The organism is Thalassotalea montiporae (genome assembly GCF_053485855.1).
In genome coordinates this window covers 672,204-696,095 of the sequence record NZ_JBQRUO010000001.1, presented here as the reverse complement: position 1 = coordinate 696,095, position 23,892 = coordinate 672,204, and the positions used below count along the sequence as shown (strand labels likewise).

The 23,892-nt window shown below is 43.5% G+C and carries 20 protein-coding genes; 8 read left to right on the top strand and 12 right to left on the bottom strand.

Annotated elements, in window-relative coordinates:
* Positions 1–4 precede the first annotated feature (4 nt).
* From pilW to iscX, 5 genes are all read right to left on the bottom strand, one after another.
* Positions 5–1,678: a type IV pilus biogenesis/stability protein PilW gene (pilW, locus tag ACSLUR_RS02970; RefSeq protein ID WP_448551662.1), complete on the bottom strand. Its 1,674-nt coding sequence runs from the start codon at positions 1,676–1,678 to the stop codon at positions 5–7.
* A gap of 245 nt (positions 1,679–1,923) precedes the next feature.
* A complete protein-coding gene (rlmN, locus tag ACSLUR_RS02965) occupies positions 1,924–3,081 on the bottom strand; it encodes a dual-specificity RNA methyltransferase RlmN (protein ID WP_115999261.1) in 1,158 nt (385 codons plus the stop codon).
* Between the two features lie 360 nt (positions 3,082–3,441).
* Complete coding sequence (gene ndk, locus ACSLUR_RS02960) at positions 3,442–3,873, bottom strand: nucleoside-diphosphate kinase (RefSeq protein ID WP_115999260.1); 432 nt, start codon at positions 3,871–3,873, stop codon at positions 3,442–3,444.
* A gap of 376 nt (positions 3,874–4,249) precedes the next feature.
* Positions 4,250–5,941: an NAD-dependent malic enzyme gene (locus ACSLUR_RS02955; RefSeq protein WP_448551659.1), complete on the bottom strand. Its 1,692-nt coding sequence runs from the start codon at positions 5,939–5,941 to the stop codon at positions 4,250–4,252.
* Positions 5,942–6,140: 199 nt separating this feature from the next.
* Positions 6,141–6,341, bottom strand: coding sequence for a Fe-S cluster assembly protein IscX (gene iscX / locus ACSLUR_RS02950; RefSeq protein WP_448551657.1), 201 nt, complete (start codon positions 6,339–6,341; stop codon positions 6,141–6,143).
* A 264-nt stretch (positions 6,342–6,605) separates the two neighbouring features.
* Here iscX and ACSLUR_RS02945 point away from each other — a divergent pair, with 264 nt between their 5' ends.
* The 4 genes from ACSLUR_RS02945 (at position 6,606) to ACSLUR_RS02930 (ending at position 8,711) form a co-directional block, all read left to right on the top strand.
* Positions 6,606–6,845: a DUF2164 domain-containing protein gene (locus tag ACSLUR_RS02945; RefSeq protein ID WP_448551655.1), complete on the top strand. Its 240-nt coding sequence runs from the start codon at positions 6,606–6,608 to the stop codon at positions 6,843–6,845.
* A 128-nt stretch (positions 6,846–6,973) separates the two neighbouring features.
* A complete protein-coding gene (locus tag ACSLUR_RS02940) occupies positions 6,974–7,375 on the top strand; it encodes a DUF3429 domain-containing protein (protein WP_448551653.1) in 402 nt (133 codons plus the stop codon).
* A gap of 44 nt (positions 7,376–7,419) precedes the next feature.
* Entirely contained in the window at positions 7,420–7,917 is a 498-nt protein-coding gene (locus ACSLUR_RS02935; protein ID WP_448551651.1) for a thiol-disulfide oxidoreductase DCC family protein, read from the top strand.
* A complete protein-coding gene (locus ACSLUR_RS02930; protein ID WP_448551649.1) occupies positions 7,914–8,711 on the top strand; it encodes an SDR family NAD(P)-dependent oxidoreductase in 798 nt (265 codons plus the stop codon). Before ACSLUR_RS02935 ends, ACSLUR_RS02930 begins: the two co-directional genes overlap by 4 nt.
* A gap of 39 nt (positions 8,712–8,750) precedes the next feature.
* Here ACSLUR_RS02930 and ACSLUR_RS02925 read toward each other — a convergent pair whose 3' ends face one another.
* Positions 8,751–9,008, bottom strand: coding sequence for a DUF3081 family protein (locus tag ACSLUR_RS02925; protein ID WP_448551647.1), 258 nt, complete (start codon positions 9,006–9,008; stop codon positions 8,751–8,753).
* A 212-nt stretch (positions 9,009–9,220) separates the two neighbouring features.
* Between ACSLUR_RS02925 and ACSLUR_RS02920 the strand changes: the two genes are divergently transcribed.
* On the top strand, positions 9,221–10,027 hold the full coding sequence (locus ACSLUR_RS02920) for a DUF2189 domain-containing protein (RefSeq protein WP_448551645.1): 807 nt from the start codon (positions 9,221–9,223) through the stop codon (positions 10,025–10,027).
* Positions 10,028–10,072: 45 nt separating this feature from the next.
* Here ACSLUR_RS02920 and ACSLUR_RS02915 read toward each other — a convergent pair whose 3' ends face one another.
* Both ACSLUR_RS02915 and ACSLUR_RS02910 read right to left on the bottom strand, forming a co-directional pair.
* On the bottom strand, positions 10,073–10,666 hold the full coding sequence (locus ACSLUR_RS02915) for a GNAT family N-acetyltransferase (protein WP_448551643.1): 594 nt from the start codon (positions 10,664–10,666) through the stop codon (positions 10,073–10,075).
* 134 nt (positions 10,667–10,800) lie between these two features.
* The gene (locus tag ACSLUR_RS02910; protein WP_448551640.1) at positions 10,801–12,990 is read right to left on the bottom strand and encodes a M3 family metallopeptidase; all 2,190 of its coding nucleotides are present in this window, start codon (positions 12,988–12,990) and stop codon (positions 10,801–10,803) included.
* A 197-nt stretch (positions 12,991–13,187) separates the two neighbouring features.
* Here ACSLUR_RS02910 and ACSLUR_RS02905 point away from each other — a divergent pair, with 197 nt between their 5' ends.
* Entirely contained in the window at positions 13,188–14,156 is a 969-nt protein-coding gene (locus ACSLUR_RS02905) for a D-2-hydroxyacid dehydrogenase (protein ID WP_448551638.1), read from the top strand.
* 191 nt (positions 14,157–14,347) lie between these two features.
* Positions 14,348–16,738, top strand: a complete 2,391-nt coding sequence (locus tag ACSLUR_RS02900) for an Ig-like domain-containing protein (RefSeq protein ID WP_448551636.1) — start codon at positions 14,348–14,350, stop codon at positions 16,736–16,738.
* 92 nt (positions 16,739–16,830) lie between these two features.
* Here ACSLUR_RS02900 and ACSLUR_RS02895 read toward each other — a convergent pair whose 3' ends face one another.
* On the bottom strand, positions 16,831–18,180 hold the full coding sequence (locus tag ACSLUR_RS02895; protein ID WP_448551634.1) for an NAD(P)/FAD-dependent oxidoreductase: 1,350 nt from the start codon (positions 18,178–18,180) through the stop codon (positions 16,831–16,833).
* A gap of 348 nt (positions 18,181–18,528) precedes the next feature.
* Here ACSLUR_RS02895 and ACSLUR_RS02890 point away from each other — a divergent pair, with 348 nt between their 5' ends.
* Positions 18,529–19,092: a GNAT family N-acetyltransferase gene (locus ACSLUR_RS02890; RefSeq protein ID WP_448551632.1), complete on the top strand. Its 564-nt coding sequence runs from the start codon at positions 18,529–18,531 to the stop codon at positions 19,090–19,092.
* A 49-nt stretch (positions 19,093–19,141) separates the two neighbouring features.
* On the opposite strand, the gene thrC is transcribed toward ACSLUR_RS02890, so the two are convergent.
* The 3 genes from thrC to thrA are packed head-to-tail and all read right to left on the bottom strand — an operon-like array spanning position 19,142 to position 23,869.
* A complete protein-coding gene (thrC, locus tag ACSLUR_RS02885; RefSeq protein ID WP_448551630.1) occupies positions 19,142–20,416 on the bottom strand; it encodes a threonine synthase in 1,275 nt (424 codons plus the stop codon).
* Positions 20,417–20,432: 16 nt separating this feature from the next.
* Positions 20,433–21,401 carry a homoserine kinase gene (thrB, locus tag ACSLUR_RS02880; protein WP_448551628.1) on the bottom strand — a complete coding sequence of 323 codons (969 nt, stop codon included), beginning with the start codon at positions 21,399–21,401 and terminating at the stop codon, positions 20,433–20,435.
* Entirely contained in the window at positions 21,401–23,869 is a 2,469-nt protein-coding gene (thrA, locus tag ACSLUR_RS02875; protein ID WP_448551626.1) for a bifunctional aspartate kinase/homoserine dehydrogenase I, read from the bottom strand. Before thrA ends, thrB begins: the two co-directional genes overlap by 1 nt.
* Between the last annotated feature and the right edge of the window lie 23 nt (positions 23,870–23,892).

Below are 23,892 nucleotides of genomic sequence, written 5' to 3'. Positions count from 1 at the left end.
AAATTTATTGCTCTTGTTCGGCTTGCACACTTTCAGGGTCAGCCAAATAAATAATGTCGCCGATCTTTATCAGCGAATTTTCGTCTAGTTTGTTCCATCTGCGTAAAGCGCTTAAATAAATGTTATAGCGCTTCGAAATGGTGAATAAATTCTCACCTTTCACTATTTTGTGTTGAGGCAAATCAGCAAGCGTTAAATAAACTGGCTCTGTTAACGGCTCAGCTACTTGTTTTACTATTTGCTCTGATTCCCGTCCCGATACCTGCGCGTTACCTTCTAGTTCTTCGACAGCATCAGTTTCAGCAGTGATCAAACCGTCTGAGTTTTCCTGTATCGCTGTCGCTGTGCTTTTTGAAACTATATGCTCTGCTAGCTCAGTTTGCGTTGACACAGTTTCTTTGGGTGCAATTTTTTCGGGTTCACTTACCGATGTTTCGCTTGCTGTTATCGCTAGCTCGGCACTGTCATCTTGTGGTATCGGTTGTTCAACTGACTGATTATTATCATTAATGACCTCAGCTGATGCAGATAGTTCCTTTGCTTGCACAGATGCATCAGGCGACACTTTGGGCTTTGCTTCAGGCTTTGGTGCTTTTAATACGATAGTTTTTTTAGGCTTATTCGTGCTTGTTGTAACGACACTTGCTGTCGCGGAGGTTGCGGTTTTGGCACTAGCTACTGCTTCTGAATTTTCCACCACAGCTGTCTTGCTTCGTTTTATTGCAACAGGCGGCTTGTTGTTAGGTTTTAATACTTTAACTTTCTTCGCGACAGTTTTTGCAGGGTCAGTGGAGGCACTGGTCACTGAGTTATTTAGCTTATCGGTAGTTGATGACGTATTACCAGCTAATGCCAACAATCTGAATTGCTCAGCCAATTCATCTGCTTCTATTTGCTCTAGCTCGTTGAGCAAATACTGCCTTGCATGCCATGACTCGGGAAACATTTTAACCAACATCGTGCCGTAATTTTTCGCGATTCGCCGATTGCCCAATGCTTCATAAATCTTATAGCTGAGTGACAATGAATCTGGCGTAAAACGTCGGGTCGCTTTTTCATACCGTTTAGCATAAGCCAAGGCTTGATGATACTGCCCTTTCGCATATTGCAGACGCATCATTTGATATAAAATTGAGGCATTGGCTGGGTTATGGTCAATCGCTTTATTTAAATAAGTTTCTGCTTTTTCAAAATTTAGTGCTTTTAGCTGACATAACGCCAAGTTTTCATAGCTTTTTGACACCAGCAAATAGGTCGGTACTGCAATTGCTTTTAAAAACTGTTGCTCTGCTTCTGCCAAGCGCTCTTTGCGGCAAAGAAAAACGCCGTAGTTATTGAGCGTATCAGCATCATCGGGTTTTAGCGATAAAGCTTTTTCATATGAAGCACTGGTCAACTCGTCTTCGCCAACCGTTTCGTAATAGTGAGCAAATGCGGTGTAAACCTGCACTAGATTGGGTGAAAATCGTTTTGCTTTTTCAAGATTTAACTTAGCTTGTGTCGTGTTACCCATTTTTAAGTAACCTAAGCCAAGTGAGATGCGAGTCATCGCAATTTCCGTATTGCTCGATTCATTCTGAACAACAGGCGTTTTGGAGTTTTCATAGTTTTGCGTGACACAGCCTGATAAAAAACTAAGGGCTGCGCTCAGGGCAAGAAGTTTAAACGCTTTATCCATATTTTGCATAGCATGCTTGATCGTTATTGTTATCTTGGAATTACTGGTAAAGTACTTGGCCAGCATCAAATGAACAATACTATACCAGCCTAGCACTAGCAGCCAAACACTAAATATTTTTGACCTACTATAAATAAAACCAGCAAGGGGCTTAAGCGCTTGCTGGTTGCTCACTGATGTCTCATTAGTGAGTGCCTTTAATGGCCCCTGAACAAGATACTTGCCAGAGAAATTTGAAGGGCTAGTTAAACGACTTTAACCTCAATTTCACTTGCTGAGTCACCACGCTTTGCTGCAATTGCCGCGGTACGTTTAGTGCGGTCAAGCACGTCACCAGCTAATTGGCCACAAGCCGCGTCAATATCATCACCACGGGTACGACGTGTGATCACAGTAAAGCCATACGATTGCAGTACTTTGTCGAAGCGATCAATGCGTGAATTGCTTGAACGCTTGTAAGGAGATCCAGGGTAAGGATTAAACGGAATAAGGTTAATTTTACTCGGCGTATCTTTTAACGCATGCGCTAGTTCATGGGCTTGCTCAGTGCTGTCGTTGACGTGATCTATCATCACATACTCAACTGTCACCGCCTTTTGCGCTTTCGAACCATCGATGTAACGACGTGATGCCGCCAAGAAATCTTCTAATGGGTATTTCTTGTTGATTGGCACTAGCTCATCACGCAACTGATTGGTTGGCGCGTGTACCGAAATCGCTAACGCACAGTCAATTTTTTCTTTCAGCATATCAAGTGCTGGTACAACACCTGAAGTACTAACGGTAACGCGACGTTTTGATAATCCATAACCCAAATCATTGAGCATTGTATCTAATGCTGGAATTAAGTTTTTCATGTTAAGCAGTGGTTCACCCATGCCCATCATCACAATGTTAGTGATCGGGCGCGTGCCAGCAATGCGCGTTGCACCAATATCGTTAGCCACCCGCCAAACTTGACCAATGATCTCAGCCATCGACAAGTTACGGTTGAAACCTTGCTGCGCCGTTGAACAGAAGCTACATTCCAGTGCACAACCCACTTGTGACGAAACACATAAAGTTGCACGGTTGTTCTCTGGGATCCAAACTGTTTCCACTTCCTGGCCACTTTCAAGCTTTAACGCGTACTTGATTGTGCCGTCGTTAGACACTTGCTTTTGCGAAATTTCAGGTGCAACAATTTCACAGTTACGCGCTAATTTTTCACGTAACTTCTTGTTCAAGTTAGTCATTTTTTCGAAATCGTCATAACCAAAGTGATACATCCACTTCATGATTTGATCAGCACGAAACGGTTTTTCACCGATTGACTCAAAGTATTGGCGTAAACCTTGATGATCAAAATTTAGTAGATTGACTTTTGAGGCTGTTTGCTCAGCCACTTGTACCACTTCAGACATAAATCAATTTCTCTAGAAGACAAAATTTAAAGGCGCAAGATTGTACACTTTTTCACCACCATAAACAATTATAAAGTGGTGTCAGTAAGGTTATGCGATAACTAATCGTAAGCATTTTCAGCGCTTCATTTTAAAAATGCTTACGATTAACAGCGCTAATCTTCGCAAGTTATTTAGGGAAAACAGCAAACCTTAAATAACGCAAAAGGATTTTACCGATAACTCAGTAAAATCCTTTTTGTAATTCTCTTTTTAAGCTAAGTGTAGCGTTTTCGTTCTAGGAAGAAACGCGCAGCGTATGAATATTACGTGAGCATTTCTGACAACGAACGGGAGCGCTACACGACGCTTAAAATAGAATTAGCGAGTGCGTGGGCAAATTTCTTCTTCAGTGAAGAAGTAAGCAATTTCACGAGCTGCTGATTCTAAAGCGTCTGAACCGTGAACTGCGTTCTCGTCGATAGAGTTTGCGTAGTCAGCACGTAATGTACCTGCTAATGCTTCAGCTGGGTTAGTTGCACCCATGATTTCGCGGTTTTTAAGTACAGCACCTTCGCCTTCTAAAACTTGAACCATTACTGGGCCAGAAGTCATGAATTCAACTAAAGCACCGAAGAAAGGACGCTCGCTGTGCTCAGCGTAGAAACCTTCAGCTTGTTCTTTGGATAAGTGAACCATTTTTGAAGCGATGATAGTTAAACCAGCAGTTTCGAAACGGTTGTAGATTTGACCGATAACGTTTTTAGCAACTGCATCTGGTTTAACGATAGAAAAAGTACGTTCGATAGCCATGATAAAGCCTCTTTTAAGTAATTGAATAATGGGTTCACTTTGCAAGGAATTGGGAATACTGCCCGCCAAACGAAATGAACGCTAAAAATTTTGGCGCGATTATAGACTAAGTGATGCTAAAAAACTAATGATATTGTTGTGACGCTTACAGGTCTTGGTTGGCGTATGCTCTAGCGTTAGTGATTACCTATAGCGGCGTTAACCTGCAAAGTGTTAGTTGAGGGTGAATTGACTGCGGAATGCTTTCAAATATTAGAAAAAAACAGAAACAGCTCACATTCCACCTCGTATTCAACTTTAAAGGGCAAAGCGAGCCGTTTTGCATTAGCAGCATTAATTTTTCACGCTACGTTTAAATACTGTACCTAGCAGCTTTTTAGATACTAGTACGGCGATATTGGCGGTACTCAGGCTGCCAGAAGTTCGCTTCAATTTTTGCACTTAATTGCTCGTCAGAAAGCGCTAACGCTAGGTCTTGCGCATAGGCGACTTTCGCGACAGCAAAAGCAATACGCTTACTTAATGCTGAAATTTCTGTAATTGGCGGCAATAGTTCCCCTTGCCCAGCATTAGCCAATGGCGATGCTTGCGCCAATGTTTCACTCGCAACCATTAACATTTCATCAGTAATGCGGCTGATTTTAGCGGCAACAACTGCCAAGCCTAACCCCGGGAAAATGTAGCTGTTATTACATTGGGCAATTGGGAACAATTCACCCTGATATTCAACCGGTTTAAATGGGCTACCTGTTGCAACAATCGCTTGGCCTTGTGTCCACGTGATCACTTGCTCAGGTGTTGCCTCTACTTGGCGTGATGGATTGCTTAACGGGAAAATGATTGGCTGAGGACAATGGCTGTGCATAGCTTTGATCACTTCCTCAGTAAACAATCCTGCTTGCCCAGAGACACCAATTAATACATCTGGCTTTGCGCCTTCCATCACTTCTAGCAAACTGGCGTATTCGCCCGCCACTTGCCAATCACTTAGTGCACCTGTTGACTGCACTAGCTTTTGCTGAAAGTCTCTAAGGCCAGTCATGCCTTCAGTTAATAAGCCAAAACGATCGACCATAAAGATCTGTGAGCGTGCTTGCTCAGGTGACGCACCTTCACTGACCATTTGACTAATAATTTGCTCAGCAATACCACAACCGGCGGAGCCGGCACCAACAAAGGCGACCTTTTGATCAGCAAGCTTAACACCTTTGGTACGACAGGCCGCTAATAATGTTCCAACCGTTACCGATGCTGTTCCTTGAATATCATCATTAAAGCAACAAATTTCGTCTTTATACTTTTCTAGTAGCGGCATTGCATTAGGCTGTGCGAAATCTTCAAACTGCAACATCACATTTGGCCAGCGGCGCTTCACCGCTTGAATAAACATATCAACAAATTCGTTGTATTCTTCTTGGCTAATACGTGGGTGTCTTGAGCCCATATACATAGGATCGTTTAATAGTTTTTCATTGTTGGTACCGACATCCAATGTAATTGGCAGGCAATACGCTGGGCTAATACCACCACAAGCGGTATAAAGTGCCAACTTACCAATTGGAATACCCATACCACCAATACCTTGGTCGCCTAAGCCTAAAATGCGCTCACCGTCAGTCACGACAATTACTTTGACTTTATTTTTGGTGGCATTACGCAAAATATCATCAAGTTGGTCACGCTCTTCATAAGCGATGAATAAACCACGGTTACTGCGATAAATATCAGAAAAACGCTCACATGCATCGCCTACCGTTGGCGTATAGATGATTGGCATCATTTCTTCTAAATTTTCTTCCACTAGTCGGTAATACAAGGTTTCGTTTTTATCTTGAATATTACGTAGGTAGATATGCTTGTTTAAGTTTGTTTGAAAGCTACTAAATTGCTGATAGCAACGTTCAACCTGCTCTTCAATCGTTTCGTAACTTGGTGGAATTAATCCGGTTAAGTTAAACATCGCACGCTCTTCTTTGCTAAACGCACTACCCTTGTTTAGTAGCGGAGTTTCAAGCAAGTGAGGGCCAGCATAAGGAAGATACAATGGGCGTTTTTTGGCTTCTGTCATAATAGTTTTGGTTAGAATATTGGTATTAGGGCGGAAATTAGTTAGCGAAGTGATCGTATTAATGATCCTGACGCTAAATTTGGCCGACAGTATAGTTGATGAACCGTGAACTAAAAAGCCGACCATTGGGTCAAGTTCAAATTTTTATGGTATTCAAAATAATAACGATCAAAAAACGTGAACTTAACTTAACGCAAAGTCAGTCAGCTTCATCAATCCAAGCTTGTTGAATAGCTTCGAGGATACGCTCTCCACAACGGTTTGGGTCATCATCGAACTCTTCTAAAGCAATCACCCACTGCATTAATTCAGGAAAATGCAGTTGCGTTGGATCAACCGCTGGGTGTTCGTCAATTAAGGCTAAGGCAATATCAAGTGAGTCTACCCATTTTAGTGCCATCAAGACTTTCCTCTCTTGTTTTCGTATCAGTTCATCACTTAAGCAACCGATAAAAACTTTCAAGGCTGCTAAAAAATTAATTTAAAAACAAAGTAATCCGCTAATAACATGAGTATAAGCCATAACAGGAAATAGCGAGTTTTTCGGCAAAATTCACAGTCGGTGTGCCATAGCTTCTTGAGGTAGTCGAGCATAGTTTAGGCTTGAATAAAATTTTCACCTTAGTATAAAGAGTTCCTTCATAGTCGAACAACTCTTAGCGTAATGAAATCCTTATCAAAGCAACAAAAAAATGATTTAACCCAAAAACTTACCAATTACTTAAACGACGAGTTAGCCATAGACATTTATGGCTTTGATGCGGAGTTTCTATGTGACTTTATTGTCGAGCAGTTTTCACCGCACTTTTATAATCAAGGTGTTACCGATGCCCAGATAAAAATGCAGCAACAAGTCGACTTAATCAGCGATGCAATAGATGAGTTGGTATTGCCTACAGATTAACTAAGCCATTTAAACAGCAATTCTCCCTGCGTTACTGATCGCCTGTGCATCGTGCTGCGTAACTTCTCAGACAGTCAATACTGCATTGCACAGGCAATAAAGGCGTGAAAACAAAAGGTGTGAAAGCAATGGCAAATATAATCAATTGGCGAACACTGGGTTACCTAGGGCTAATTCCATTTATTGCCGCAACATGGGCTGCAACGAGTAATGCCTCTTTATTGTCGCTCTCGCCGTACCAAGTTTTTGTCGCCTACAGCGCCTGTATATTGAGTTTCCTTGCAGGTACCCTATGGCTAAAGCAAACAGCAACTATCATTTCCAACCTATTTACTTTAGTTGCCTTCGCCTGCTTATTACTGCCAGCAGAACTGGCTTTACCCGTGTTAGCTAGTGGCTTTGTGTTGCTGCTCGCAAGTGAATTTAAAATGGGGTTATTCACTGATAAGCCACTTGGCTACCAATTGTTGCGAATAGTACTAACCAGCATCGTAGTGCTTTGTCATATCCTGACTTTTAACGCTCTTTAGCAACCTATCGTTAGTAGCAGACTTATATTTAATAGGAAATTAATATGGCAGAGCTTACCCTATTTTTTGACGGCAACTGTCCGTTATGCATAGCTGAAATCAATGCATTAGCCAAGCGAAATACCAAGCAGTTGATTCAATTTGAAGACTTACATCAGAGCGATTTTGCTACTCAATTTCCTGATATTGATAGCCAAGAGGCGATGCGCGTTATATACGGTAAGCTTAGGGGTAAAGTGATCACGGGTATCGACGTAAATTACCATGCATGGCGACTAGTTGGTAAAGAGTTTTGGGTTAAGCCATTAGCCTGGCGACTAACTCGACCGTTGGCAAAGCTCGGCTATCGGTTATTTGCAGCTAATCGCCATAGCATTTCTAAGTTTTACGCCAAGCTAACTAAGCAAGAAACGCTAGACAAACAAGATTGTGGGTGCACGGTTTCAACGACCGTTCAACAGTCTTGTCAATCAAGCAACGTTAGTGATGGGCTACCTCACACCGAACATGACATAGATTCAAAAAGGAAAATGCGGCAATGACAACGAGTCTAGTGATTGGTGCCAGCAGTGCCATTGCCCAAGCTGTGATTGCGCAGCTTCTAAACGACAGCCTAAACAAAAATAAAGCCAAAGCTGAACATAACAAGGTTATCGCCGTATCTCGACAAGCTATGCCGCAATCACTGGCGCCTTTTTTGGCCAATGGACAATTAACTTGGCGACAAAGTGATTACCAGCAAGCAAGTATAGAAGCCTTGTTAACTGAGCTCTCATCGAACTTCACTAGAGAACAACCTGCGACTCTCTCTGAGGAGCAAAGGCAACTGAGCGAAATTATTATCTGCAATGGTATTTTACACAGCGAAGACTTTATGCCAGAGAAAAAAATCGAAGCGTTTGAGCCAAGCGCATTCGATCAAGTTTTATCAGCCAATACGTTAACACCACTGCGCTGGTTACAAGCCTTAATGCCTTATTTAGAGCATTATCAAGCACCTTGTATTGTTACTGTGATGAGCGCTCGCATCGGCAGCATTAGTGATAATCAATTGGGCGGTTGGTACAGTTATCGAATGTCAAAGGCAGCGTTAAATATGGCAGTAAAATGTTTGGCGATAGAGGCAAGTCGCAGAGCTAAGCACGTCAAATTTATTTTATTTCACCCCGGAACAACAGACACACCGTTATCTAAACCGTTTCAGCGCAATGTGCGCAAAGACAAGCTATTTACACCCGCATTTGTTGCAACGCAATTATTGTCAGCAAAACACCATGTTGAGTTGGATGGAGAGGCTAGTTACCTTGATTGGCAGCATAAAGTGATTGCTTGGTAAAAGCATTCCTGTGTAGCCGACAACCAGAAAGTTAAAACATTATAAACTGTCTGCCAAACTTTTAATTTTCTTTAAAAATTGTTGCCAAGCCTCTTCATTAGGCTTGCTAACATCATACTTGCCGTGAAACAGCAAAGTCACCACCACCTGATTAAACTGTAAATAGCAGGTATAGCCATCAAAATCAGCCCACGCAGACAGCCCTTGCCAATGGCGTTTACCCTCTAACACTTCACCGTCACTAAGCACCTTATTAAACACCGACAGACAATATTTTACGTCTAGTTCGTTGTGCATACTTCCTCCTAACTTCACCGCTGCTGGTTACGAACTAACCTTACGCCATAAGATTAACCCCTAAAAATACAAACTAGCTTACGAACTTATGCATAAACTGGCTCAATCGGGAAAAATGAACCATGGTTAATATAACTGCGTAATCAAATAGGTAGACTACCCTAGATTATGAAGCAGTATCCGCAAGAACGACAACGAACGAGGGATATGATATGCCGACCACTCAGACGTCAACACAGGCACAAGCAAACCGTCAAACACGAGACAAAAAAGCGTTTGCCAGAACGATTGAAAGTAATCAAGTAAGTACATTTGCCTGTTTTCACTGGTTAAGTTTAGCCATCAAAGATTTTACTAAAGCACCATTAATCAGCTTAATTTACGGCCTTATCTTTAGTGTCGTACCTGTGGCAATTTTCTACTTGGTAGCAAATACAGAAAATCATTTGATTATCTTGCCCGCCACAATTGCCTTTGCTTTGATTGGTCCGGCATTTGCCACCGGTTTATACGATGTCGCCTGGGAGCTAGAAAAAGGTCACAAGCCAACCATGTCGCACAGTCTTAAATCCATGTTTAGAAATCCCGTTGGCGAATGGGGTTTTGCCATCTTATTAATGATTTGTATGATTGCGTGGACTCGCCTAGCCGCCTTGATCCATGCACTGTATCCCAATACCGTAAATCCAACCTTTGAGGAACTTACGTTCTTTTTAGGTTTCGGTACACTAGTGGGGGCAGCCATGGCTGCTGTGGTGTTCACTATCAGCGCCTTTACGCCACAAATTATGGTTGAGCGCCGCGTTGATATTATGACGGCGGTGATAAGCTCAGCAAAAGCGGTTAACAAGAATGTCGTCGCCATGTTTGCATGGGCCTTGGTCATTCTAGGCTTCATTCTTGTAGGGTTCTTAACCCAAGGGTTTGGTTTTATTTTGATTATGCCAGTGCTGAGCTACGCGAGCTGGCATGCATATATTGCCGTGATAAAAACGAAACGTGAACGTCACTACGAGTAGATAGTTATAAATAAACTTTGTTTATTACCGACTACTTACTACCGACTACCAAGCGAGCCGGTAATAAACAACTTCTGCGTCACCTAATGGATCTGTGTGCAAGTAAGTAGAAGTATATTGGAGACCAAGCTTTTTCATCACCCCAATCGAGGCGGAATTATCTGGCAAGGCAATCGCGCCAATGCCGCGTGCAATACCCAGTGATTGAATCGCCGACATCACATGTTGTGCAGATTCAGTGGCATAGCCTTTGCCCCACGTATAACGTTTAAAACGCCAGCCAATTTCTAATTCATCCCAGTTGGGTTTATCCGTAAAAAAGCCCATTGGTCTAATTAAAATCCAGCCGATAAAGCGCTCGCGGTCATGCTCTGCTTGAGATGCGGTTTGAGTTACATCGGTGGCTTGTTGCGCTTCCACACCTTGTGTAAAAACGCCCCACATCCCCCAGCCTTGCGAAGGATTAACAAATTTTTGCAACCTTGGAATGAACACTTGTTCAATATCGTCAAGTGTATTAACTCGTCCACCGTTAATGTATTTCATCACCTCAGGATCTTGATCAAGATCTGCCAATAACTGAGCATCGTCAGCTGTTAGTAAACGGTAAAACAAACGTTCAGATGGGCTGATTTTCATCAGTATATTCCTTGTTAACGTGATATTTTGATTGTGCAATATAGATAAAAATATTAAAGCCCGCAAATGCGGGCTTTAGCGTATTTAACTTTTAGTTCAGCTAGTTAGTAGCTGATAACTTATTTTAAAAGTTACTATTTAGTCACCGGAAAACCACGGTCACGCATTAGCGCATCAACCACAGCGTCACGGCCACGGAACGCGCGATAAGCTTCGGCAGGATCTACCGCGTTACGCACGCTGAACAAGTGCTCTACTAATTTCGCTGCAACAGCAGGATCGTAGTAACCACCAGGAGCTTCTTCAAACGCTTCTGACGCATCAGACGTTAGCACTTCTGCCCACATGTAGCCGTAGTATGCAGCTGAGTAGCCTTCACCACTAAACACATGACCAAAATGCGGTGTGCGATGACGCATAACAATTTGCGATGGCATATTTAGCTTCGCTAATTCTTCACGCTCAAATTTATCTGGGTCAATACCAGCAGGATCTGTCGTGTGTAGCTTCATATCGATAATCGCAGACGCTAAGTACTCAGTCGTTTTAAAGCCTTCGTTAAAAGTTGCTGCCTGCTTGATTTTAGCGACTAAATCTTTTGGCATTGGCTCGCCAGTTTTGTAGTGCACCAAGTAAGTGTTAATCACTTCATCTGTCGTTAGCCAACGCTCTAATAGCTGTGATTGGAATTCAGTGTAATCTCGCACACCGCCATTTAGTGTTGGGTAATCAACGTTTGATGATAAGAAGTGCAATGCATGACCAAATTCGTGGAAGAAGGTTTCTGCATCATCCCAAGAAATTAATACTGGCTCGCCTTCTTTACCTTTGATGAAGTTCGAGTTGTTTGACGATAATACGTTAGTTTTACCATCAATCGTTGTATGACTGCGGTAAGTTGTCGCCCATGCCCCGCTGCGCTTACCTTTGCGGGCAAACGGGTCTAAGTAGAATAAACCAATATGCTCGCCAGAGGTTTTATCTTTTACGTCCCATACGCGCACATCTTCATGGAAAACAGGTACTGAGCCATCGGTAATTTCACTGAAGCTGTAGTTGAATAAACGACCCGCAACATAGAACATTGCATCTTGCAGCTTTTCAACTTGTAGGTACTTCTTCACTTCGCTTGAATCAAGTGCGTATTTGTCCATACGTACTTTTTCAGCGTAGTAACGATAGTCCCATGGTTTGATCATTTTCACGCCGTCTGCTTTGGCGATATTCAGCATGTCTGCCACTTCTTCATCAACACGGGCAATTGCTGCTGGCCAAACTTTCTCCATTAATGCGATCGCATTTTCTGGCTTTTTCGCCATACGATCTTCTAAACGCCATGATGCATAGTTGTCGTAACCTAATAAGCCAACACGCTCGTGACGAAGTGTTAAGATCTCTTTGATAATCTCGTTGTTATCAAATTCGTCACCATTGTCACCACGGTTGTAGTAGGTTTCCCAAACTTGCTTCCGCAATTCACGCTCAGTTGAATAGGTTAAGAACGGGTCCATTGAAGAACGTGTATTGGTAAAGGCGTATTTACCTTCCTGTCCGCGCTCTTTTGCCGCTTTAGCCGCTGCCGCAATAATAGAATCAGTTAAACCACCTAGCTGGCTTTCATCAAGAAATAGTACGTAGTTCTCTTCATCAGCTAAAACGTTGTTAGCGAATTTTGTATGTAACTGAGCTAAACGTTGGTTAATTTCAGCGTAGCGTGCTTTTTGTTCGCCCTGCAAGGTTGCGCCATTGCGAGCAAAACCGTTGTACACCAACCACACTAAGCGTTGCTGCTCTTTTGATAAGCCTTTGACTTCTTCGCCGTTGTAAACAGCTGAAACACGTTGGAAAAGTTTATCGTTTTGACTAATTTTTGAGAAAAACGCTGACAGCTTAGGTGCCATTTCACTTTGAATTTCTCTAAATTCAGCTGAAGAACGGTTAGCACTCCAAATACCGTAATATCTGAAAATGCGATTGAGTACTTTGCCTGCACGTTCCATTTCAACAATGGTGTTTTCGAAGTTTGCTGGTGCTGGATTGTTAGCAATCGCCTCGATTTCAGCCAAATTCAACGCCATCGCTTTTTCTAGCGCAGGCTTTAAGCCAATGAGTGATACTTTATCAAACGCTGGTACACCTTGGTATGGGCCAGTCCATTCTGACATTAACAGCTCAGTTGCAGCTGCAATTTCTGCACTATTTGCAGCCACAGTATTAACCTCGGCTTCTGGTGATTGGCTAACAGCTTGGCTAGTATCTGTTGAGTTACATCCCCAAAGTACGCCAGAAATCGCCATTGCGGCGAATAATTTGTTTAATTTCATGGTTTACTATCTCTAGTTATTGTTATTAGGCTTTGCAGGCACTATGCCCTGACCTTTACCAGCGTTACTATAAGTGCTGCGGGTTAATAACGCCATTACAACTATCGTAAAAACCATGTGAATCGCCGTACTTGAGGCCTATTGCCTTTCTCGTTAAGCTTGCGCCATTCCCCTGAGCCACGCTAAGCGGCAATAAAATGACAACAACAGTATTTCTTGATTACGGCACCTTTAATTCTGGCCTTGATGTAAATTCAATTCGCCAAGTGACAGATAAACTTACCTTACATGAGTTTACTCAGCCAGCAGAAGTGATTGACCGCGCCCAACATGCCGAAATAATTATCACCAATAAAGTGGTATTAGATGCCGAAACACTGGCCAGGCTATCCAAGCTAAAACTGATTTGTGTTGCCGCAACTGGCACGAACAACATTGATTTAGACGCTGCTAAACAGCGCCAAATTGAGGTTTGTCATGCAAAAAACTATGCAGGGCCAGCAATCGCTCAATATGTTTTTTCACAGCTATTTAAGCGTTTTCAAAATATTGAACAGCATAATTACAATGTTGCCAGCGGCAAATGGAGCACAAGCCAAGCATTCTGTTTGCACGATCAACCAATTAATGAAGTCGCGGGAAAAACATTCGGTATTTTAGGCTATGGCCATATTGGTCAAGCGGTTGCGAAAGCGGCACGTGCTTTTGATATGAAGGTACTAATTGCAGAGCGACCTGACAGCCAGACAGTTCGCGAAGGCCGCGTCAGTTTTGATGATATGCTAGCCAATGCTGATGTTGTCAGTTTACATTGCCCTTCAACGCCCGCAACTCAAGGGTTAATCAATAGTGATCGCTTAGCTCAAATGAAGCCTTCATCAATACTGATTAATACTGCCCGTGGCGACTTAATTGACAATAACGCATTAGCCAATGCATTGAGAACACAGCAGCTTAGTTACGCCATTTTAGATGTACTTGATCAAGAGCCACCACCAAGCTCACATCCTTTGGTTGCAGGCTTGGTTAGCGGTGATATTCCCAATCTTGCTATCACGGGCCATATTGCTTGGGCAAGCCAACAAGCACAGCAACGTATTTTAAATATAGTTGCGGCAAACATCGCAGGCTTTAATACAGGCAAGTTAATTAACAAGGTGAACTAGGCAACTAGATGCGCTGCCCAAGCAGTTGAATTACGCGAGTAGCCAAACTCGCTCGTTAAAATCACCAGCAATTTAACTGAGTAAAATCTGATTAAGAACACAAAATAGCCCAGAAAATTCATAGACTTTTTACCGACAGAAATTTATTCTTGCTGTAGTTTTACGTCCATCCTTTTCAACAGGTATTCCGAATGAAAAAGTACTTCACGGCACTGCTTTTTGCGAGCCTTAGCCTTTTAGTTGGTTGTAATGGCAGCTCAGGAGACAATCCCACCGCCAGTGAAAGCCAAACAGTCAATTCAATTACCCTAGCCATTTTGAATGCGTCAGGGCAAAGTCAACAAAGCTTTCAAGCCAATGATGAAGTACAGCTATTAGCTACAGTACTAGATAGCAATGGGCAAATCATCGCAGGCCGCAGTGTCAGCTTTGAAACCACCATCGGTAGCCTAGCCGTTAGCTCTCGCCTCACTAATGAACAAGGCCAAGCAAGTGTTACGGTCACTAATATTGAGCTTGCTGCTGGCGCAGGCACAGCCACAGCGACGATTGGTGAACTGACGGCATCAGACGATTTCGAGTTTTTACAGACAACAGCCGTGCAAGCCCCTAGTCTAGCCAGCCAACTATTAGTTGATGGCCAAGTCACGAGCCAGTTTAAAGCTGATCAACAAGCGCAAATTATTGCTCGCTTAACGACTAATGCTAATCAGCCTATTGCCAATGAAATTGTCACTTTTACTGCAGATATTGGCACGTTAAACACAACAACGGCACTAACTAATAGCCAAGGTGAAGCTAAGGTTACGCTGGTAAGCGACGGTCAAATAGGCGCTGGCGTTGTGGTTGCGTCACTTGGTGAAGACAGTGAAGTAACACCTAGTCAATTTAACTACGAAATCATTGCTGCTGACGCTGTTATTGTCGATGAAGGTATTCGCATTGGTCATATTGATGCTAGCGGAACCTTTAACGAAGGTGAGGTTCTATTAGGCTCAGACACCATCAGTGCAGGCGGGACATTAGGTTTAACTGTTGATTTAGTAGATAGCGAAGGGAACCGTATTAATACACCAACACCAGTAAGCTTTTCTTCAAACTGTGTGCAAAGTGGTGATGCGACTGTTGATGAATCAGTGTTTACCATCAAAGGAACTGCCAATGCGACCTTTGAAGATTTAAGCTGTGCAGGCAGCTCAGGTATTGATGATGCTATCGTTGCATCAATTACCGTTAACGGCGTTACTAGTATTGCTTCAAGCACAGTGAGTATCGCTGGCGAACAGCTTGGCTCAATTGAATTTACCTCTGCAGAGCCCACCTCTATTGTCTTAAAAGGTACAGGTGGCCAAGGCCAACAAGAAACATCTACCTTAACCTTTACTGTGCGCAGTGCCTTAGGTAACCCACTAGCGCAACAAGCTGTAGACTTTACTTTAAGTACACAAGTAGGTGGCATGACGCTAAGTCCAACATCTGGTCTTACTAACAGTCAAGGTATTGTCACTGTTAAAGTTACGGCAGGCACAGTGCCAACAGCCGTTCGTGTTTCGGCTAAGTCGACAATGAATGTTGGCAATGAAACTATTGAGGTACAAACCCAGTCAGATTTACTGTCAGTGAATACCGGTTTACCTGAGCAACGTTCAGTCACCTTGTCAACTGATATTCGCAACCCAGAGGCTGACAATATCAGCGGTGTTGAAGCGCAAATTACAGCCCGCTTAGCAGACAACTTTAATAACCCTGTACCAGACGGCACAACAGTAAACTTTACCACCGAAGGCGGTGCCATTCAGCCAAGCTGTACCACCACTAACGGCGCTTGTTCAGTTACTTGGACAAGTGCAGAGCCACGTGTACCAGATCACCGTATTACCATTTTAGCGACGGCGCTTGGCCACGAGACATTCTTTGACACTAATGGTAATAATACCTTTGACGACAGCGACGGTACTGCCATTGTTAACTCCGCAGTATCTTCAGGCCGCGGCCGTCAGATTGCGCAAGCTTCTGGTTTTGTAGATATGAGTGAGGCATGGCGTGATGATGATGAAGATAATCAATATGATGCCGGTGAAGTATTCCTAGATTTTAACAACGATAACAGCTTTACAACCCAAGACGGCCTGTTTAACGGTCCACAGTGTCAAGGCGCGCGTTGTGCAGCTGAAGATAATCAAGCCATTCATGTGCGTAAAGCGATTGTCATGGTCATGGCAAGCTCAGCTGCATCATACACATTGCAAAACCAAGCGGGTTTTGTCTATGAGACAAGTAGCTCAAATACCTCAAACGATATTACTATCGCCGATGGTAACGTGACTAACATAGTTTTACTATTTTCAGATACCGCAGGGCAAGCAATGCCTAGGGATACGACCGTTACTGTGACCTCTACTGCTGGCACAGTAGAAGGCACAACATCGTTTACGGTACCTGATACATTAAGTTCACATCGTATTGAGTTTACACTGGAAAACCCAACAGATGGTGAACCAGAATCCGGTTTGCTTATTATAGATATTACCTCACCATCTGGTGTTACAACTTCTATCCAAGCAAACGTCAGGCTGCTATAGCAATATATTTTCCGAATGAAAAACCACGCTTTAGCGTGGTTTTTTTATGTCTGTAATAAATGATTTTACCTAAAAGTCACTATGCTAAGTTGCTAAAAATACCTATCTTTGATTTTGCCATATTGAAAATAGCTCCATTGGCCAACTCGTCTTAGCGGCGCAAACGGAAACTTAGGTAGATGACGATTAAATATTGGCAAGCTTGATAATGAATTTGGTAGCTGTTTTTCAGCGACGTTTTCCGCTAAGCGCTTGCCTGCTTGCGCTGAAAATGACAAACCGGCTCCACAATAGCCCATGGCATAGAAAACCTGTTGTTTGTCATCATGGTAAATATGCGGAATATCATCGAGCGACATACAAATCCAGCCAGCCCATGCATAGTCATAGTTAATATCTTGAAGTGCAGGAAAACTCTGCTTTAATACCGAAAGCAAGCGCTTCGGGTAATAATCATCTTCTGCGCCTTTGCCAGTAATGGCCCCGCGCCCACCAAATAAGATGCGATTGTCTGGCAACTTTCGGTAATAGTATTTTAACGCACGAGTGTCCATCACCACATTATTCGTTTGCCAGTTGCATGCTGCAATTTGCTGCTCGGTCAGTGGCTCAGTCACAATAATTTGAGACAGTACAGGTAAGAATCGGTGATTAACCCAAGGATGAAAGCCTTTGGGTGTATAGCCATTGGTTGCTAGCACTACTTTTTTCGCTCGCACCTTGGCATTTGGCGTGATTAACTCTTGATATTCGCCTTGTTGCTGCCAATTAACCACTGGCGTACCAGTATAAACTTTAGCACCCGCTTGGCACGCTAAGCGCTGATAGCCCCATGCGAGTTTAAGTGGGTTCAAACCCAAACCATCTTGATAGCGAATGGCACCATAGGCTTGTTGGTCATCCATGTACTGCTCACGGACTTGCTGCTTTGACAGCACTTCCACTTGATAACCAAATTGCTGGCGTTGAACATCAGCCAGCGCAATGAGCTCTTTTAACTTACTCGGCTTATGAGCAACTTTTAAATAGCCCGCTGTTTGGCGATCACAGTCTATGCCTTGTGCAATTAAACTATTGACGGTATCAACGCCCGCCGCCATTTCTTGATAGATGCCGCGCATTACTTCATTGCCCCAATCGTTCGCCATTTCAGTAAACGATTTTCGACCAGAGCTTTTTAAGACAAATCCTGCATTACGACCACTACAGCCCCAAGCGGTTTGATTTGCTTCTAACACAACCGCTTTGATACCTTGCTCGGCGGCAAGGTGATAAGCGCAGGATAAGCCGGTAAAGCCACCGCCAATGATAACGACATCAACATCGAGATCACTTTGCAGCTGGCCATCATTGTCTGGGCTTTCGCCAGAAACATCAGCCCAATAGCTGCTGGGATAGTCAAGGTTAATACCAGGGATGGAATCGTGCAGCGGATCATACATAGGTTATACCAATTTGATTAATTATTTAGCCTCTCAGAATGACATAAGCAGTATTAGAACAAACGAAATTTATGACGATATAGTTGTTCTACATCGAGTGAATTTTGTGTAGTTATCATGCTGCTTATGCATTCCCAAGGGCGAGTTTTAAAGGCTCATATACTGCGTTATTGATTTAGACAAGGGAATAACCATTCTCGGCAATCAATGCCTTGCCTATGAGCCTTTAAATTCTCGCTGAGTGATCAAATAATTATTCAACTTGGTATTCATTAGGCGAGCGTTAATGCAACTAAATCAAAACAGTGGCAAACTATGCCATTATTTTAATTGGCGTGACAAGCAGTAATGACGACCATTGACTATCGGGCGTTGACCCCAAATGACTTTGCTAAAGTGATCCAGCTAGCCAACCATGTGCATGGTGATGGCTATATGGACGAGAACAATATTCAAGACTGGTATCAAAAAGGTTTTAAAAACGAGATTAATGCTGGCTTTGTTGCCTATGACGGCGACAAGCTCGTTGGCTTTCGCATTACCTATGCCGCTGAGCAATGGCATATCGACAAATGGTGCAGCCCACGAAAATGGCGAGCAGACGCAGCTCAAGTTTGCTATTTCAAATGTAATACCGTTGATGAAAACTACCGGGGCTACGGTATTGGCAGTGAATTACTTAAGCTGTCGATTGCTGCCGCCAAACAGCAAGGGGCAATCGCTGGCGTTAGTCATTTATGGAAGCAAAGTCCGGGCAATAGCGCGGTGAAATACTTTACCAAATGTGGTGGCGAGTTAGTGCAATCGCACCCAGATAAGTGGCGTGAAGACGCGCTCAACGGCTACGATTGCATACTTTGCGGGTTTGACTGCCACTGCGAAGCGGCAGAAATGATCATTTATTTTGATTAAGCAAGTTTAAGTCTTGTTACTTAAGCTCAAATGCCTTTTCTTAATGAGCTTACTTAAGCAAGTAAGCTCTTAAACCAGCAAAATCAGCATTCATATCCACCGATAAAATCTTTTCACCAGCGCAATCGGCTAATTCTTTTGGCAGCGCAATTGGCTGCCCCAAAGTACTTTCCACTACATCTTTAAACTTAGCTGGATGCGCAGTACCTAAGAACACACCAAACTCATTGTCTTCACAGTGACCAAGCGCTTTGTAAGCAACTGCCGCATGCGGCTCACTGATATAGCCTAATTTATTCAGTTGCAACATAGTTGATTGGGTCTGCTCTTCATCAACAGAAATTGAGCTCACACATTCGTCTACTATGCCCGCTTTTAGCATATGCTCAACACGCGGCCAGTTATTCGGGTTACTAACATCCATCGCATTAGAAATAGTCGCTACCGTGGCTTTTGGCGCCCACTCGCCGGTTGCTAAATAACGTGGCACAGTATCGTTGGCATTAGTTGCAGCAACAAAGCGTTTAATTGGCAAGCCCATCGCTTTAGCAAATAAACCCGCCGTTAAGTTACCGAAGTTACCACTTGGCACAGAAAAGACGATATCGTCTAGCTGGCTATTTTGGCGTTTTAACTGAGCCACCGCTTCAAAGTAGTAACATACTTGCGCGAGTAAGCGACTGATATTAATTGAGTTAGCTGAATTTAGGCCAATTGCTTGTGCTAGCTCCTTATCGTCAAATGACTGCTTAACAAGTGCCTGACAATCATCAAAGCTGCCTTCAATGGCAATCGTTTCAATATTGCCGCCAAGGGTTGTGAACATTTTCTCTTGCAGTAAGCTGATCTTACCTTTCGGGTATAAGATCACCACGCGGATATTCTCTAGGCCATGAAATGCATGAGCAACAGCCGCGCCCGTATCGCCGGAAGTTGCCGTTAAAATTGTGATCTTTTGACCATTAGTGAATTTTTGTAGACACTGCGCCATAAAGCGGGCGCCAAAGTCTTTAAAGGCTAGCGTTGGACCATGGAATAATTCCAATACTGAACGTTGCTCGCTGATCGGCTGAATTTGCGCAGGAAAGTTAAAGGCATTGGTGACAATTTCCGCCAGTTCACCTTTGGTTAAATCGCCCTCGACAAAGGGGGCTAATACATGCACGCTGCGCTCAACCAACGACATTGCCAATAGCTCATCAACATTGTCGAGCGCCGGAATATCTTCAGGAAAGAATAAGCCCTGATTTTTGCCTAAACCTTGTTTAACTGCTTGAGCAAAACTAACTTGCTCTTCATTTTCTTTTAAATTATAAAACTTCACGTTAACTTCCTTCCATTTACAGGCAGCGAGCGCCCTGTGTGTCGGCTTTGCAGACATGCACAAAACCTAATTCTGTTGATAAGTAATTTTCTTGCAGCCAAGTAGCTGCGTTGTCAGCCAGTGTTTTGTCGTCGGTTACAGCAAATAATGTTGGACCCGAGCCAGATATGCCAACGGCTAAACAACCTGCCGATTGCAAATGAGCTTTCGCTTCAACAAAGCCCGGCAATAAACTTTCACGATATGGCTCAGCCAGTACATCTTTAAAATGACCGAAAGCTTGTTGTTTGTCTTGTCGGTAACAGGCGTCAACAAAGCCTGCTAAGGTTTGCCCAAAGGCAATAGCATCGGCTTTTGAGTACTCATTAGGCAGTACTTCACGTGCGGCTTTAGTCGAGACTTCAATACCTGGATATGCCATCACAAAATAGCAATCTTCAAAGCTTGGTAAAGTGCGCGTAATTATAGTGGGATCGGCAATCATTAACTGTAAACCGCCAAAGTAACAAGGCGCAACATTATCGTAGTGTAGGCTGCCGCTAATTTGCGCTTCCATTTGTCCCATCATGGCTAACATCTGCTCAGGCGAAAACGGTTTGTCATAGAACGCATTAAGCGCTTCAAGCGCGGCGACAACTGAGCACGCGCTTGAACCTAAACCACTGCCAACTGGCATTTTTTTATCAAGCGTTAACCTAACAGACTGAATTGCATGACCTTGCTCAGCCTTTTGTTCAGGCTTATGTTGTTCAACCAAGGCTTGGTTAAATAGCTGCAAGCAGTGCCAAACGATATTATCGCTTGGCTCGCTCGGTAATTTATTGGCGAAATTGCCAATGACATCAAGGCAGTCACTATCACTGGCTTCGACACTGACCACATCGCCTAACAAGCTACCATCAACCGGTTGCACAGCAAGGCCTAAAACATCAAAGCCAACCGTGACATTGCCGATTGAAGCAGGGGCAAAAACTGAAACTGCCATTAGTGTTGTTGCTCCCATGCTAGCGTGCGCAGTAAGTCACCAAAAACACCAGCTGCAGTGACAGCAGCACCAGCACCATAACCACGTAGTACAAATGGCAGTGGTTGATAGTAGCGAGAGTGAATTGCTAATGCATTTTCGCCGTCTTTAATCACGTAAAGCGGATGGTCAGCAGCGACCGCTTGAATAGCCACACGGCATTTACCTTCGTTAATGGTACCGATATAGCGTAGCACTTTTCCTTCTGCTTGGGCTTTCGCCACTTGCTCAGCCACTTCACCGTCAAGTGCATTTAAGTTATTCATAAACTCGCTGACATCGCCACTCGCGTCAAAGTTATTCGGTAACACAGAGTCTACTTGAATATCTTTTAGCTCTAATGGCATGCCCGCTTCACGCGCCATAATTAATAGTTTACGCGCAACATCCATACCGCTTAAATCATCACGCGGATCAGGCTCAGTAAAGCCATTTTCTTTGGCAATCGCCGTCGCCTCAGACAGTGACATGCCCTCTTCCAGCTTACCGAAGATGTATGATAATGAACCAGATAAAATCCCTTCAAATCGCACCAGTTCATCACCCGCTTTAATCAGGTTTTGTAGGGTATCAATCACAGGTAAGCCAGCACCGACAGTTGTTTCGTATAAGAATCGGCGATTAGTGCTTTGCCCCGCTTCACGTAACTTGCCGTAGTATTGCCAAGAGTCAGTATTAGCCTTTTTGTTTGGTGTAACAACATGGAAGCCTTCTGCCAAATAATCTGCGTATTGCAGCGCTAGCGCTTCATTCGAGGTAACATCCACTAATACTGGGTTGATTAAATGGTTATCACGGGCAAAAGCTTTTAAGTTATCAACCGTCAGCGGCTCTCGTTGCTGCTCATCGGCATCGGCTAGTGTTTGCTGCCAATTAGCTAAGTCGATACCACCTTCATTAAATAGCATACCTTTTGAGTTTGCTAGGCCATATACTTTTAGTTCGATTTGCTGCGCTTTAAGACTCGCTTGCTGCTTAGCAATTTGACCTAGCAGTTCACTACCAACAACGCCACAACCAACAACAAAAGCATCAATGGTTAAACGATGTGAGAAGAAGTTTTGGTGACACACTTTAAGTGCGTCAGTACATTTACGCTGTTCAATCACCACTGAGATACTGCGCTCAGAAGAGTCTTGCGCAATCGCCACAACATTCACGCGTGCTTGTGCTAATGATGAGAATAATTTAGCCGCCACACCGCGTTGATGGTGCATACCATCACCAACGAGCGAAACAATAGATAAATTACTTTGTAGTTCGATTGGCTCTAATAAACCGTTTAATAGCTCCAGCTCAAACTCTTGCTTTAAACTTTGTTCGGCGCGGAACGTGTCAGCAGTATGAATACAAAAACTGATACAGTATTCGCTTGATGACTGACTAATCATCACCATAGAAATTTGTTCGCGGCTAATCGCTGCAAATACGCGGCTAGCCATACCTACCATGCCTTTCATGCCAGGGCCAGACACGTTAACCATGGTCAGGTTATCTAGGTTAGATATCGCTTTTACTTGCTGCTTGTCGTCAGTTTCATTAGCAATGCGAGTACCCGGTGCTGACGGGTTGCCGGTGTTTTTGATTAGGCAAGGAATGTGAAATTGCGCGATTGGGCCAATAGTTTTTGGGTGCAGCACTTTCGCACCAAAGTAGGAAAGCTCCATTGCTTCTTGGTACGAGAGGTAATCCAATAGTTTTGCGTCTTTAATAATACGCGGGTCAGCATTATAAACACCGTCTACATCTGTCCATATTTCACAGCATTCTGCTTGCGCACAAACGGCTAATACCGCGGCTGAATAGTCAGAGCCATTGCGACCGAGCGTAGTCACTTCAGCTTTGCTATTTACACCGATAAAGCCAGGCATAATGCTAATGCCCGATAGTGAAGGATAAGCAAGACTAAACTTCTCTTTACATAACACGAGATCAGCAACCGCATTCAGCGATACATCATTAGTAGCTAAGAATTGCTCAGGTGCTAAAGCTACGGCCTCTTTTCCATGTGCGGCGATCACTGACGATAAAATAGCAACGCTTAGTCGCTCACCCGTTGAGATGATGCGTGCTCGGACATGATCCGGACAAAACTCAAGTAAATGTGCCCCTTGCATCAAGCGCGTTAATTGATGCTCCCAATCAGTTAACGCTTGCTCGGCATGGTGCTTATCAAAAGAAGGAATGCTAGCACTTAAGTCAGTGATGATGGTTTCAATGGCTTGCTTGAAATGCGATAAATCTTGCTGCATTTTGGCTTCATCGCCAATATTTTCAGCCATAGCAACCAAGTGGTTTGTAACACCTTGTGGCGCAGATACCACAACGGCAACGCTAGACTCTTTTTCTTTGGCAAGAATGATATCGGCAACTGCTTTAAATCGTTCCGCTGATGCCAGTGATGACCCACCAAACTTTAATACCCGCATTTTTTCTTCCTCTAAAAACAAAA